We start from the raw sequence: 14,613 nt of genomic DNA on the forward strand, positions 1-14,613 counted from the left end.
TCCTGGACAGCGCGTGTCGCCCTGTGGACGTGCCGTCCAGGACGGCCGGGAGGCGCGGTGCGGGCCCGCCACGGGCCTCCCGTCCGCACCGTGCGTCCGTCGCGTTCCCGTGCGAGGTTCCGTGTCCCGTGCGGTGCGGCAGGCGCGCACCACGCACGGAACCTCGCACCGGACGACGGACGCGGCACCGTGCGAGCGTCGCGAGCCGGCGCGAGGTCCCGTGTTCCGTGCGGCGCTGCAAGCGCGCACCACGTGCGCAACCTCGCACCAGACGGCGGACACGGCACGGTGCGTGGTCGCCGCCGGCCGGGAGGCGCGGTGCGGGCCCGCCACGGGCCTCCCGTCCGCACCGTGCGTCCGTCGCGATCCCGTGCGAGGTTCCGCGTTCCGTGCGGCGCAGCAAGCGCGCACCGCGCTCGGAACCTCGCACCGGATGGCGGACGCGGCACCGTGCGTGGTCGCCGCCGGCCGGGAGGCGCGGCGCGGGCCCGCCACGGGCCTCCCGTCCGCACCGTGCGAGCGTCGCGATCCCGTGCCAGGTTCCGTGTTCCGTGCGGCGCTGCAAGCGCGCACCACGCGCGCAACCTCGCACCAGACGACGGACGCGGCACCGTGCGTGGCCGCCGCCGGCCTGGAGGCGCGGTGCGGGCCCGCCGCGGGCCTCCCGTCCGCACGGTGCGTCCGTCGCGATCCCGCGCGAGGTTCCGTGTTCCGTGCGGCGCTGCACGCGCGCACCACGTGCGCAACCTCGCACCGGACGGCGGACCTCGCACCGTGCCGGCGCGGCCGCGTCAGCCCGCGGGCGTCGCCGTCGCCGTCGCCGACCCGGACGGCTGGAGCGCGGCGCGCACCGCGTCCACGACGGGCTGCGCCCCACCCGGCTCGGTGAACAGCGTCGACTGCGCGGTGACCCAGTACGGGTCGGCGAAGGCGTCCGCGCGGCCGACGTCGCCGCTCAGGGCGAAGTAGCCCTCCACGCGGTAGGTGGGGACGGACCCGCCCCGCTCGTACAGGGCGTCCTTCAGGTTGGTGAGCGACTTCTCAGGCAGGTCGGCGACCGCGACCGTGATCGCCGTGGCGTCCGCGTCGGTGCTGACGAACCGGCAGACGCGGCCCTGCTGCTTCGCGATGGTCGCGGCGGGGGAGCCCTTCGCCGGGGTGAAGGAGTCGTCGAGCTCGAAGGTCTGCCCGTAGACCGACAGTGCGCTGGTCGGCAGGAGCTCCGCGCAGGTCTGCGACACCGGCTTGCCCGCCGGGGTCGCGGTGGCCGACGGGGTGCTGTCCCCGCCGCCCGAGCACCCGGCGAGCACGACGGCTGCTGCGGTGGTGAGGGTGGCGACGGTGAGCGCCCGGGCACGGCTGCGGGGGGTCATCCCGACATGATGCTGCATCGACCGGTGCGGACCTGGGCGTCCCGGTAGGATCGGTCCTCGTGACTCCTGCCGAACTCTCCGCCGCGTACCTGTCGATCCTGACCGGGATCGTCGAGCGCCGAGGCGCGTCCGAGACCGTGACGATCGAGGAGTCCCACGTGGTGCTCGAGCGTCCGAAGAACCGCGCCCACGGCGACTGGGCCTCGAACGCCGCCATGCAGCTCGCGAAGCGGCTCGGCACGAACCCGCGCGAGCTCGCGACCGAGATCGCCGGCGAGCTGACCGAGCTCGACGGCGTGGACTCCGTCGACGTCGCCGGCCCCGGCTTCATCAACATCACGCTCGAGGCGGCCGCCGCTGGCGAGATCGCGCGCACCATCGTGGACGGCGGCGAGTCCTTCGGCACCGGCGACCTGTACGACGGCGTCCGGATCAACCTGGAGTTCGTCTCCGCCAACCCCACCGGCCCGATCCACATGGGCGGCGTCCGCTGGGCCGCGGTCGGCGACAGCCTGGCCCGCGTGTTCCAGGCGCAGGGTGGGCTCGTCACCCGCGAGTACTACTTCAACGACCACGGCGCGCAGATCGACCGGTTCGCCCGCTCCCTCGTCGCCAGCGCACTCGGTGAGCCCACGCCCGAGGACGGCTACGGCGGCGCCTACATCGCCGAGATCGCCGCACGGGTCATCGCGACCCTCGAGCCGGGCATCGACGTCCGCGACCTGCCGCGCGACGAGGCTCAGGAGCTCTTCCGTCGCGAGGGCGTCGACTTCATGTTCGCGGACATCAAGTCGTCGCTGCACGACTTCGGCGTCGACTTCGACGTCTACTTCCACGAGAACGCCTTGCACGAGTCGAAGGCCGTCGAGCGTGCGATCGCCCGGCTGCGGTCGGCCGGCGTGATGTACGAGGCCGAGGGTGCCGAGTGGCTCCGCACGACCGACTTCGGCGACGACCGCGACCGCGTCGTCATCAAGTCGGACGGCGAGCCCGCGTACATCGCCGGCGACCTGGCGTACTACCTCGACAAGCGCGAGCGCGGGTTCGAGCGGAACCTGATCATGCTCGGCGCCGACCACCACGGCTACGTCGGCCGGATGATGGCGATGTGCGCCGCGTTCGGGGACGAGCCGGGCAAGAACCTCGAGATCCTGATCGGGCAGATGGTCAACCTGCTCAAGGACGGCGAACCGATGCGCATGTCGAAGCGCAACGGCACCATCGTCACGATGGAGGACCTCGTCGACGCCGTCGGTGTCGACGCCGGCCGGTACGCCCTGGTCCGGTTCGCCAGCGACACCGCGATCGACATCGACCTCGACCTGCTCACGAAGCGCACGAACGACAACCCCGTCTTCTACGTGCAGTACGCCCACGCCCGCACGCAGTCGGTGGCCCGGAACGCCGCGGCGGCCGGGGTCGACCGGTCGGTGTTCGACGCCTCGCTGCTGACCCACGAGTCGGAGAGCGCGCTCCTCGGAGCCCTCGCCGAGTACCCGCGGGTGGTCCGGCACGCCGCCGAGCTGCGCGAGCCGCACCGCATCGCGCGGTACATCGAGCAGCTCGCCGGCCTCTACCACCGCTGGTACGACTCCTGCCGTGTCACGCCCCTCGGCGACGAACCCGTGACCGACCTGCACCGCACGCGCCTGTGGCTGAACGACGCCACCGGCCAGGTCGTCCGGAACGGCCTCGGCCTGCTCGGCGTGTCGGCTCCGTCCCGCATGTAGCGGCACTCCTTCCGCAAGACACCGGTGTTCGCGCACCGAACACCCGCATTCCGCGGTGTCGAGCGCGAACACCGGTGTCTTGCATCCCGGCAGCCGCCGCGCCGGACGCGCACCGGGCCTCCAGGCGGGCTGCCGGGACCGGCTGGCAGGGTAGGACGCATGCCCGCAGCCACCGAACGCCCCACCACGCGCCGCCGCTGGCCCGTCGTCCTGCTCGTGGTCGTCGTCGTGCTCGCCGCCCTCGTCGTGATCGCCGAGTTCGTGCTGCGCGGCGTCGTCGACCGGATCATCGCCCAGCAGGTCGAGCAGTCGCTACCGGACGGCACGACCGGCGAGGTCGACGCCCACGCCGAGGGCATCGTCATCCCGCAGCTCATCAGCGGCACGCTCGACCGCGTCGAGATCTCCTCGGCGAAGCTCACGGTGGACGGCATCCCGCTCGCCGCCGACGTCACCGCGCAGGACGTCCCGGTGGACGGCAAGGGCGACGTCCGCGACGTCGACGGCACGGTCACCCTGGCGTCGTCGAGCGTCAAGGACCTGGCGAAGTACAGCCCGCTGTTCGACCGGTTGAACCTGGTCGACGGCGGCGTGGAACTGACGGGGTCGTCGTCGGTGCTCGGCTACGACATCACCTACGCCGCCAAGGGTGCCGTCGTCGCCCAGGACGACGGCCGCGGCATCTCGATCACCCCGGAGAGCGTCCGGATCACGAACTCCGATCTCGGCCTGAAGGTCGACTCGATCCCGGGCGTCACCGGTGTCCCGGTGCAGGTCTGCACCGCACAGTTCCTGCCCGAGGCGCTGCGGGTGCGCTCGCTCGACGTGTCGAAGTCGGACGCGACGGTCCGCATCACCGCGGACGCGCTGCCGCTCAACGAGGACGGCCTACGGACGGTCGGCAGCTGCGGCTGAGCGGACGGGTGCGTAACGCGGCCTGGAGGAACGGCTCGCGTCGGTAGGATCGGGTCCCGTGAGCGAGAACCCCCTTGCACCGCCGCGGCTGCGGTTCCCGACGGACGCCTCCGGACTGGTGGACCGCATCTGGCCCGCGTCCGCGACGCGGACCGACGACGGCACCCTGGCGATCGGCGGCATCAGCGCGACGGACCTGGTCGCGCAGTTCGGCACGCCCCTGTACGTCGTCGACGAGCGTGACGTCCAGTCCCGAGCCGTCCGTGTGCGGAACGCGTTCGCCGAGGCGTTCGAGCGGATCGGCAGCCACGCGCACGTCTACTACGCCGGCAAGGCCTTCCTGACGACGCAGGTCGTCGCGTGGATGGCCGAGGCCGACCTGCGCGTGGACGTCTGCACCGCCGGTGAGCTCGCAGTCGCCCTGGCCGGCGGCATCGACCCCGGCCGGCTCGGCTTCCACGGCAACGACAAGTCCGACGCCGAGATCGCCCGCGCGGTCGAGGTCGGCATCGGCACGATCGTGCTCGACAGCCACGAAGAGGTGCAGCGCGTCGCCCGTGCCGCCGCCGACGCCGGGGTCGTGCAGCGGGTGCGCATCCGGATCAACACCGGTGTGCACGCGTCCACCCACGAGTACCTGGCGACCGCCCGCGAGGACCAGAAGTTCGGCATCCCGCTGTCCGAGGCCGTCGAGGCCGCAGCAGCCGTCCGCGCCGAGCCCTCGCTCGCCTTCGTCGGGCTGCACTCGCACATCGGCTCGCAGATCTTCGACGACGCCGGCTTCCGCGAGGCCGCACGTCGACTCATGGACGTGCACGCGACGCTCGTGGCCTCCGGTCCGGTACCCGAGCTGAACCTCGGCGGCGGCTGGGGCATCGACTACACGGAGGCCGACTCGGCCTTCGCTCCCGAGGACGTCGCCGAGGCACTGGCCACGATCATCGGCGAGGCCTGCGCCGAGCGCGGCATCCCGGTGCCGGACATCGCCGTCGAGCCGGGCCGCTACATCATCGGCCCGCCCGGGGTGACGCTCTACCGCGTCGGCACGATCAAGCCCGTCACGCTCGAGACCGAGGACGGCGGCAGCGCGACCCGCACGTACGTCTCGGTCGACGGCGGGATGAGCGACAACATCCGTCCCGCCCTGTACGGCGCCGACTACACGGCCCGGCTCGCCCGCACCTCCGACGCCCCGGCGGTGCTGAGCCGCGTCGTCGGCAAGCACTGCGAGAGCGGTGACGTCGTGGTGAACGACGAGTACCTGCCCGGCGACGTGCAGCGCGGTGACCTGCTCGCCGTCGCGGCCACCGGTGCCTACTGCTGGGCGCTGTCGAGCAACTACAACCACGTGGGCCGCCCGCCGGTCGTCGCCGTCGCGGACGGCACAGCCCGTATCCTCGTGCGGGGCGAGACGATCGACGACCTCCTCGCCCGTGACACCGGGGTCGCCGCCGTGCCCGCCGACGGCACCGGCCGCTGACCCCCGACCCGACCGGGTCCGCCCACCCCGCAGGGCGCACCCCCACCGACAGGAACCGCTACCAGATGATCGAATACCGCAACGTCCGTGTCGCGCTGCTCGGGGCCGGCTCGGTCGGTTCCCAGGTCGCGCGACTGCTCCTCGAGCACGGCGACGAGCTGGCCTCGCGCGCCGGTGCCGGGCTGGAGCTGGTCGGGATCGCCGTGCGCGACGTGGACGCGCAGCGCGACGTCGACCTGCCGGCGGAGCTCTTCACCACGGACGCGGCATCGCTCATCCTCGGCGCGGACATCGTCGTCGAGCTCATCGGCGGCATCGAGCCGGCACGCACCCTCGTGCTCCAGGCCCTGCAGTCGGGCGCGGACGTCGTCACCGGCAACAAGGCGCTGCTCGCGACCCACGGCCCGGAGCTCTTCGCCGCGGCCGAGCAGGTCGGCGCGCAGCTCTACTACGAGGCCGCCGTGGCCGGGGCGATCCCGATCATCCGTCCGCTGCACGACTCGCTCGCCGGTGACCGCATCGTCCGGATCATGGGCATCGTCAACGGCACCACGAACTTCATCCTCGACCTGATGGACCGCAAGGGCTCCACGTTCGAGGACGCCCTGGCCACCGCGACGGAGCTGGGCTACGCCGAGGCCGACCCGACCGCCGACGTCGAGGGCTACGACGCCGCGCAGAAGGCAGCGATCCTGGCCTCGCTGGCGTTCCACACCTCGGTGCCGCTCGCCGCCGTGCACCGCGAGGGCATCACCCACGTCACGATCGACCAGGTCCGCGCCGCCCGCAAGGCCGGCTACGTCGTGAAGATCCTGGCGACCGCCGAGCGACTCACCGACGAGGACGGCCGCGAGGGCGTCAGCGCCCGCGTCTACCCGGCCCTCGTGCCCGAGTCGCACCCGCTCGCGAGCGTCCACGGTGCGAAGAACGCCGTGTTCGTCGAGGCCGAGGCCGCCGGCGACCTGATGTTCTACGGCGCGGGCGCCGGTGGGGTCGAGACGGCCTCGGCGGTCCTCGGCGACCTGGTCTCCGCGGCCCGTCGGCACGTCATCGGCGGCCCGGGTGTCGCCGAGTCGACGCAGTCCGAGCTGCCGGTGTTCCCGATCGGCACCGTCCGCACGAGCTACCAGATCACCCTGCACGTCACGGACGCCCCCGGCGTGCTGTCGACGGTCGCCGGCGTGCTCGCGAAGCACGGCGTCAGCGTCGAGACGGTCGAACAGACCACCACCGGCGCAGCCGAGGGGACCGCGACGCTCGTCATCGGCACTCACCTGGCGCGCGAGGCCGACCTGGCCGACACCGTCGTCGCCCTCCGCGGCGAGGACGTCGTCCTGGACGTCACCAGCGTCCTGCGCGTCGTCGGTCGCTGACGCGACCACGGGCCTCCAGGCCGACCAGCCGGCCCACCCAGCCGCACCACCACCAGATCCACCCCACCGGACAGAGAGAGAAGCCTGATGGCCCACCAGTGGCAGGGAGTCCTGCGCGAGTACGCCGACCGACTCGACGTGACCGAGGCGACGCCCATCGTCACGCTCGGTGAGGGCGGCACGCCGCTCATCCCGGCTCGTCGGCTCTCCGAGCGCACCGGCGCCGAGGTCTACGTGAAGTTCGAGGGCATGAACCCGACGGGTTCGTTCAAGGACCGCGGCATGACGATGGCGATCTCGAAGGCCGTCGAGCACGGCGCGAAGGCCGTCATCTGCGCCTCGACCGGCAACACCAGCGCCTCGGCCGCCGCGTACGCCACGCACGCCGGCATCACCGCCGCGGTGCTCGTACCCGAGGGCAAGATCGCCATGGGCAAGCTCAGCCAGGCCGTCGCCCACGACGCCCAGCTGCTGCAGGTGCAGGGCAACTTCGACGACTGCCTCGACATCGCCCGCGACCTGGCGGCGAACTACCCCGTGCACCTCGTCAACTCCGTCAACAACGACCGCATCGAGGGGCAGAAGACCGCCGCGTTCGAGGTCGTCGACGTCCTCGGTGACGCACCGGACTTCCACTTCCTGCCCGTCGGCAACGCGGGCAACTACACCGCGTACTCGCGCGGCTACCGCGAGGACGTCGCCGCCGGCCGCAGCACCAAGCTGCCCCGCATGTTCGGGTTCCAGGCCGCCGGTTCCGCCCCGATCGTGCACGGCGAGGTCGTCCGGCACCCCGACACCATCGCGTCGGCGATCCGCATCGGCAACCCGGCCTCGTGGCAGTTCGCGCTCGAGGCGCGGGAAGAGACCGACGGCTACTTCGGTGCCATCACCGACGAGGCCATCCTCGCGGCACACCGCATCCTGTCGGCCGAGGTCGGCGTCTTCGTCGAACCCGCGTCCGCCATCGGTGTCGCCGGGCTCCTCGAGCGTGCCGACGCCGGTGTCGTGCCGAAGGGCGCGAAGGTCGTCATCACGGTCACGGGCCACGGCCTGAAGGACCCGCAGTGGGCCCTCCGCACGCCGGACGGCGGCGAGGTCACCCCGACGAGCGTGCCGGTCGACACGAAGTCGATCGCCGACGTGCTCGGTCTGGTCAGCGAGCAGTGATCTCCGACCGCTCGTCCGGACCGGGTGAGGGCATGACCGCCCGCAGTGCTGTACCGGCCGGACGGGCGGTCCGAGCGCTGCCGACCGGATCGGCGGTCCGCGTCCGGGTGCCGGCAACGTCGGCGAACCTCGGCCCCGGCTTCGACTCGCTCGGCCTCGCGCTCTCGCTCTACGACGAGGTCGTGGTGCGTGTCCGCTCCGAACCCGGCGCGACCGTCACGGTCGAGGGCGTCGGTGCCGGTGAGGTCGCCACGGACGACACGAACCTCGTCGTCCGTGCGGTCCGCCGTGGCCTGGAGCGCGCCGGTGTCGACCAGCCCGGTCTCGAGCTGCACGCCACGAACGCGATCCCGCACGGCCGTGGTCTCGGTTCCTCCGCCGCGGCGATCGTCGCCGGGCTGATGGCTGCCCGTGGTCTGCTCGAGGGCATCGTCGACCTGGACGCCTCGACGCTCCTGACCCTGGCCACCGAGATGGAGGGCCACCCGGACAACGTCGCGCCGGCGCTCTTCGGCGGCCTGACGATCGCGTGGATGACCGCCGAGGGCCCAGCGTACAAGCGGCTCCTGGTGCACCGCGGTGTCGCCCCGGTGGTGTTCGTGCCGACCTCGACGCTCTCGACCAAGCTCGCGCGCTCCCTGCAGCCCGAGCAGGTCCCGCACGCCGACGCCGCGTTCAACGTCTCCCGTTCGGCGCTGCTCGTGGCGGCACTCATCCAGAGCCCCGAGCTGCTGCTCGCCGCCACCGAGGACCGGCTGCACCAGGCGTACCGTGCCAGCGCCATGCCCGAGACCGACGCCCTGATCCGGTTGCTCCGGCAGCACGGCCTCGCCGCGGTGGTCTCCGGTGCCGGGCCGAGCCTGCTCGTCCTCGGCAGCGACCCGGCACAGCGCCTGACCGCCGCCGAACTGGTGCAGCGACACGCCGAATCCGACTGGCGGCCGCTCATGCTGGCCGTCGATCTCGGTGGTGCTACAGTGGCAGCGCACTCGGCGCTCGAAGCCGAACCCGCGTAACCGTACGGATCGCTCGTCCTCAGGACAGCTCCTACGACGTAGCAGGGTCCGGTGCGCGAGTGTGCATCTCTTTCTGATCACCGAATCCCGATCCGTCGTCTGAACGGCGGTCGATGCTCACCCTGCATCCGGGACGGTGGAAACTCTCCGCGTTCTGCGGTTCGAAAGGAAACACCGACCTTGACCGACAACAACTCCGCCCAGGTGGAGATCCCCAGCGACCTGCGTGCCCTCCGTCTCCCGGAGCTCCAGCGCATCGCCTCCTCGCTCGGCATCACCGGGCTCTCCAAGCTCCGCAAGGGCGACCTGATCGCCTCCATCGAGGACAAGCGTCCCGTCGACGAGACGCCGGCGGCCCCTGCAGCCGCCGTCGTCGCCGAGACCCCCGCCGAGCCGGCCGCCACCGAGCAGCCGACCCTGCCGGAGCCCGCCGAGACCCCCGCGCAGCCTGCTGCCGAGGCACCCGTCGCCGACCCCGAGGCACCCGCCGAGTCGGCCGCCCCGAGCCGTGCCCGTCGTTCGCGCCGCGCATCGTCCGGCGGCACCGTGAACGCCGCGCCGACCTCGGCCGCCGAGCACACCAACCACGGCCAGACCGGCACCGAGGACCTCCTCGCCGGGCTCGACCAGGTCCGCGCCGAGAAGGACGCCCAGGAAGCCGCGCAGTCCGGCTCCCAGCGCCGTGGCCGTGGCCAGCGGAACCCCGAGCAGCGTGGCACCGAGCAGCGTGGCGCCGACCAGCGCGCCGCCGACCAGGGCCAGCAGGCGTCGGCACCCGCCGAGGCCGAGCAGCCGAGCCAGGCGGCCCAGCAGGGCCAGCAGGCCCCGACGTCCGCCGTACAGGCCGACCAGGACCAGAACGAGTCCGGCGACCAGAACGACCAGGGCGACCAGAACTCCGAGCAGGGCGAGGGCGGCTCGCGTCGCGGTCGTCGCAGCCGTGGTCGCGGTCGTGGCCGTGGCCAGAACGCCGAGAACGGCGAGCAGCAGAACGGCACCGACCAGCAGAACGGCGGCCAGAACGGCGGCCAGAACGCCGGCCAGCAGAAGCAGAACGGCGCCGAGCAGCAGAACGGCGGCCAGAACGCCGGCCAGCAGAAGCAGAACGGCGGCGAGCAGCAGAACGGCCAGCAGAACGGCGGCCAGAAGCAGAACGACCAGCCGAAGCAGGCCGAGGCCAAGCAGGACGACAAGGCCGACCAGAAGCAGCAGCAGAACAACGGTCAGCAGAAGCAGCAGACGAGCGGCCAGCAGAAGCAGCAGCAGCAACAGCACGCCGACGAGGCCGAGAGCGGCCGCAGCCGTCGCCAGCGCGACCGCAAGCGCGGCCGTGGCGGCCAGAACGACGACTTCGAGCCCGAGGTCACCGAGGACGACGTCCTGATCCCGATCGCGGGCATCCTCGACGTCCTCGACAACTACGCCTTCGTCCGCACCACCGGGTACCTGCCGGGCCCGAGCGACGTCTACGTCTCCCTCGGCCAGGTGAAGAAGTACCACCTGCGCAAGGGTGACGCCGTCGTCGGTTCGATCAAGCAGCCGCGTGACGGCGAGCAGCAGAGCCGCCAGAAGTACAACGCGCTCGTCGCCGTCGAGTCGATCAACGGCCAGTCCGCCGACGAGGCCGCGGCCCGTGTCGACTTCAACGACCTCACCCCGCTGTACCCGAACGAGCGCCTGCGCCTCGAGACGGAGCCGGGCAAGCTGTCGACCCGCATCATCGACCTCGTGTCGCCGATCGGCAAGGGCCAGCGCGGTCTCATCGTTTCGCCGCCGAAGGCCGGCAAGACCGTCGTGCTGCAGGCCATCGCCAACGCCGTCGCCAAGAACAACCCCGAGGCGCACCTGATGGTCGTCCTCGTCGACGAGCGGCCCGAAGAGGTCACCGACATGCAGCGCACGGTGAAGGGCGAGGTCATCGCCTCGACCTTCGACCGTCCCGCCGAGGACCACACCACCGTCGCCGAGCTCGCCATCGAGCGTGCGAAGCGCCTGGTGGAGCTGGGCCACGACGTCGTGCTGCTGCTCGACTCGATCACCCGCCTGGGTCGTGCGTACAACCTGTCGACCCCGCCGTCGGGCCGCGTGCTCTCCGGTGGCGTCGACTCGGCGGCGCTCTACCCGCCGAAGCGCTTCTTCGGTGCCGCGCGCAACATCGAGGACGGTGGCTCGCTGACCATCCTCGCGACCGCGCTCGTCGAGACCGGCTCCAAGATGGACGAGGTCATCTTCGAGGAGTTCAAGGGCACCGGCAACATGGAGCTCCGCCTGAACCGTCACCTCGCCGACAAGCGGATCTTCCCCGCCGTCGACGTGAACGCCTCGGGTACCCGTCGCGAGGAGCAGCTGCTCTCCGCCGACGAGGTCAAGATCACCTGGCGTCTGCGCCGGGCCCTCGCCGGGCTCGACCCGCAGCAGGCCCTCGAGATCGTGCTGCGGAACCTCAAGGAGACGCAGTCGAACGTCGAGTTCCTGGTGCAGGTGCAGAAGTCGGTCCCCTCGACCGGCGCCCACCACAACGGCCACCAGGAGTAACGCGTGTTCGAGTCGGTAGCGGGGCTGCTGGCGGAACACGAGGACCTGACACAGCAGCTGTCGGACCCCGCGCTCCACGCCGATGCGGCCCGGGCGAAGAAGGTGAACCGGCGGTACGCCGAGCTCAACCAGATCAAGTCCGCGTACGAGGCCTGGCAGGCGGCGGGGGACGACCTCGCCGCCGCCCAGGAACTCGCGCGTGAAGACGCGGCGTTCGCGGACGAGGTCCCCGGGCTCGAGGAGCAGCTGTCGGAGCGCCAGGAGCGTCTCCGCCGGCTGCTCATCCCGCGCGACCCCGACGACGGCCGTGACGTCATCATGGAGATCAAGGGCGGCGAGGGCGGCGAGGAATCGGCGCTGTTCGCGGCCGACCTCCTGCGCATGTACTCGCACTACGCCGAGACCAAGGGCTGGAAGGTCGAGCTCCTCGAGCGCACCGAGTCCGACCTGGGTGGCTACAAGGACGTCCAGGTCGCGATCAAGTCGAACACGACCGATCCGTCCCAGGGCGTCTGGGCGCACCTGAAGTACGAGGGCGGTGTGCACCGCGTCCAGCGTGTGCCGCAGACCGAGTCGCAGGGGCGCATCCACACCTCGACCACCGGCGTGCTGGTGTTCCCCGAGGTGGACGAGCCCGAAGAGGTCCAGATCAACCAGAACGACCTCAAGATCGACGTCTACCGGTCCTCCGGCCCGGGCGGGCAATCCGTCAACACGACGGACTCCGCGGTCCGCATCACCCACCTGCCCACGGGCATCACGGTGGCGATGCAGAACGAGAAGTCGCAGCTGCAGAACCGCGAGGCCGGCATGCGCGTGCTCCGCGCACGCATCCTCGCGCGTCAGCAGGAGGAGCTCGACGCGATCGCCTCGGACGCGCGTAAGTCGCAGATCCGCGGGATGGACCGTTCGGAGCGCATCCGCACGTACAACTTCCCGGAGAACCGGATCGCGGACCACCGCACGGGCTACAAGGCGTACGACCTCGACCGTGTGATGAACGGTGCCCTCGAGCCCGTCATCCAGTCCGCCATCCAGGCGGACGAAGAGGCACGTCTGGCCGCCATCGGCGACCAGGACGCGTGACCTCGGAGGCTGGGCCCACGCCGGCCGGTACCGGGGCGTCGCGGAGCCTGCGGAGCGACGGCCCGGCCGAGCCGGTGGGGAGGATCACCGCCGACACGCCCCTCACGTACGCCGCGGATCGCCTGCTCGAGCAGGCGACCGCGGCGCTCGTCGCCGTCGGCGTGCCGACGCCCCGGGTCGACGCGGAGCTGCTGCTCGCGTGGGCGACCGACACCTCGCGCGGTGCCGTACAGGCCCGTGCGCTCATCGGTGGTGGCATCGCGCCGGAGCACGTCGAGCGCTTCCGGCACGCCGTCGCCCGTCGGGCCACCCGTGAGCCGCTGCAGCACATCACCGGGCAGGCGTACTTCCGTGCGCTCACCCTGGCCGTCGGACCTGGCGTGTTCGTGCCCCGTCCGGAGACCGAGGGCGTCGTGCAGTTCGGCATCGACGCGCTGCGGGCGACCGCGGTCCCCGAGCCGATCGCCGTGGACCTGGGCTCCGGCAGCGGTGCGATCGCGATCGCGATGGACACCGAGGTGCCGAACGCCGTGGTCTACGCCGTCGAGCGGTCCGCCGAGGCCCTGCCCTGGACCCGGCGCAACGTCGACGCCCACGGCGGGACGGTCCGGCTCGTCGAGGGCGACCTCGCCGACGCGCTGCCGGAACTCGACGGCACCGTGTCCGTCGTCGTGTCGAACCCGCCGTACGTGCCGGACGACGCGATCCCGATCGACCCCGAGGTCCGCGACCACGACCCGGCGATGGCCCTGTACGGCGGGCCGGACGGCCTCGACGCCGTCCGGGCACTCGCCGAGACGGCCTGGCGGTTGCTCGTGCCCGGGGGAGTCCTGGTCGTCGAGCACGCCGAGCCGCAGGGCGCCGGAGTCCGGGAGGTCCTGGCGCGCCGGGGGTTCCGCACCCCGGAGACGCACGTCGACCTGACGGGGCGCGACCGCACGACCACCGCGACGCGCTAGCCGGAGCCGAGCCGGGCCCCCCGTCGCTCGGCCGCGCGTGCGTGTGCCGGGAGAATTCGGGCGTCCCTGGTGGGATCGGGCGTACCGAGTCGTCCGGGATGACCAGGTATGCCCGTTCTTGCTTTCCAGCGCGACCGCGATGGGAAGGAACGGGCGTGGCGGGCGTGGGGCGGGCCTCCCGTCGCTCGGCCGTGCTGCGTGTGCCGCGTGGATCCGGGCGTACCTGGTGGGATCGGGCGTACCGGGTCGTTCGGGACGACCAGGTGTGCCCGTTCTTGCTTCCCAGCGCAACCGCGACGGGAAGGAACGGGCGTGGCGGGCTACGCGACGGGGGAGGCCTCGCGCTGCTGCGCCGCGACGAAGGCGCGGACGTGCTCCCGCAGGTCGGTGTCGTGCTCGACCAGGACCGCGTGGATGCCGACGCTCCGCGCACCCGCGATGTTCTCGGGCATGTCGTCGGCGAAGAAGGTGCGTTCCGCGGGGACGCCGTGGTGGGCGATCGCGCGCTGGAAGACCTCGGGCTCGGGCTTCCGGGCGCCGAAGTTGCTCGAGGTGTCCAGGTGCTCGCCGAAGACCTCGGGCAGGGACGGCGCCCACTCGTGGATCCAGCGGCCGGCGAGCGGACCGTTGTTGGTGAGCAGCCCGACACGCCCGTGCTCGCTCGCGATCCGGACCGCCTCGATGCGTTCCGGCAGCTCGGTCATGGCGGATCCGCGTATCCGGGCCCAGTCGGCCTCGGGGACGTCGCACTCCATCGCGCGCTCGAACGCGGCGAGGTACTCGTCGCCGTCGGCGAACCCACCGGCCTCGGCACGCATCTCGTGACCGCAGTCCCACCATCGGCGACGGAGCTCCTGGAACTCGTGTCCGGTGAACTCGGAGAGTGCGGCCATGCGCACCTGCCAGTCGTACCGGACCAGGACGTCGTCCATGTCGAAGAGGAACAGGAGCGGGGGTGCGGGCGTCTCGTTCACGATGT

General features: G+C 72.0%; 11 protein-coding genes. 9 read left to right on the forward strand and 2 right to left on the reverse strand.

Annotated features, from left to right (window positions below; translation table 11 throughout):
• Positions 1 to 791 precede the first annotated feature (791 nt).
• A complete protein-coding gene (locus DEJ12_RS04730; protein ID WP_111029226.1) occupies positions 792 to 1,373 on the reverse strand; it encodes a hypothetical protein in 582 nt (193 codons plus the stop codon).
• Positions 1,374 to 1,432: 59 nt separating this feature from the next.
• On the opposite strand from DEJ12_RS04730, the gene argS reads away from it, so the two are divergent.
• The 9 genes from argS to prmC all read left to right on the forward strand — a co-directional run bounded on the left by argS (position 1,433) and on the right by prmC (position 13,634).
• Complete coding sequence (gene argS / locus DEJ12_RS04735; protein ID WP_056068838.1) at positions 1,433 to 3,103, forward strand: arginine--tRNA ligase; 1,671 nt, start codon at positions 1,433 to 1,435, stop codon at positions 3,101 to 3,103.
• Positions 3,104 to 3,262: 159 nt separating this feature from the next.
• The gene (locus DEJ12_RS04740; RefSeq protein WP_071404604.1) at positions 3,263 to 4,018 is read left to right on the forward strand and encodes an LmeA family phospholipid-binding protein; all 756 of its coding nucleotides are present in this window, start codon (positions 3,263 to 3,265) and stop codon (positions 4,016 to 4,018) included.
• A gap of 58 nt (positions 4,019 to 4,076) precedes the next feature.
• Positions 4,077 to 5,498: a diaminopimelate decarboxylase gene (gene lysA / locus DEJ12_RS04745; RefSeq protein ID WP_111029227.1), complete on the forward strand. Its 1,422-nt coding sequence runs from the start codon at positions 4,077 to 4,079 to the stop codon at positions 5,496 to 5,498.
• Positions 5,499 to 5,563: 65 nt separating this feature from the next.
• Positions 5,564 to 6,871, forward strand: coding sequence for a homoserine dehydrogenase (locus DEJ12_RS04750; protein ID WP_027465790.1), 1,308 nt, complete (start codon positions 5,564 to 5,566; stop codon positions 6,869 to 6,871).
• 87 nt (positions 6,872 to 6,958) lie between these two features.
• Positions 6,959 to 8,038 carry a threonine synthase gene (thrC, locus tag DEJ12_RS04755; protein ID WP_071404606.1) on the forward strand — a complete coding sequence of 360 codons (1,080 nt, stop codon included), beginning with the start codon at positions 6,959 to 6,961 and terminating at the stop codon, positions 8,036 to 8,038.
• Positions 8,039 to 8,070: 32 nt separating this feature from the next.
• Positions 8,071 to 9,054, forward strand: a complete 984-nt coding sequence (gene thrB, locus DEJ12_RS04760) for a homoserine kinase (RefSeq protein ID WP_111029298.1) — start codon at positions 8,071 to 8,073, stop codon at positions 9,052 to 9,054.
• Positions 9,055 to 9,234: 180 nt separating this feature from the next.
• Positions 9,235 to 11,589, forward strand: coding sequence for a transcription termination factor Rho (gene rho / locus DEJ12_RS04765; RefSeq protein ID WP_111029228.1), 2,355 nt, complete (start codon positions 9,235 to 9,237; stop codon positions 11,587 to 11,589).
• A gap of 3 nt (positions 11,590 to 11,592) precedes the next feature.
• Positions 11,593 to 12,675, forward strand: coding sequence for a peptide chain release factor 1 (gene prfA / locus DEJ12_RS04770; RefSeq protein WP_017885756.1), 1,083 nt, complete (start codon positions 11,593 to 11,595; stop codon positions 12,673 to 12,675).
• 83 nt (positions 12,676 to 12,758) lie between these two features.
• Positions 12,759 to 13,634 carry a peptide chain release factor N(5)-glutamine methyltransferase gene (gene prmC / locus DEJ12_RS04775; RefSeq protein WP_110864066.1) on the forward strand — a complete coding sequence of 292 codons (876 nt, stop codon included), beginning with the start codon at positions 12,759 to 12,761 and terminating at the stop codon, positions 13,632 to 13,634.
• A gap of 320 nt (positions 13,635 to 13,954) precedes the next feature.
• Here the strand turns inward: prmC and DEJ12_RS04780 are convergent, their stop codons facing one another.
• Positions 13,955 to 14,608, reverse strand: a complete 654-nt coding sequence (locus DEJ12_RS04780) for an HAD family phosphatase (RefSeq protein ID WP_139196861.1) — start codon at positions 14,606 to 14,608, stop codon at positions 13,955 to 13,957.
• Positions 14,609 to 14,613: the final 5 nt, after the last annotated feature.

The sequence above is a fragment of the Curtobacterium sp. MCLR17_059 genome, assembly GCF_003234665.1.
GTDB classification, from domain to species: Bacteria; Actinomycetota; Actinomycetes; order Actinomycetales; family Microbacteriaceae; genus Curtobacterium; species Curtobacterium flaccumfaciens.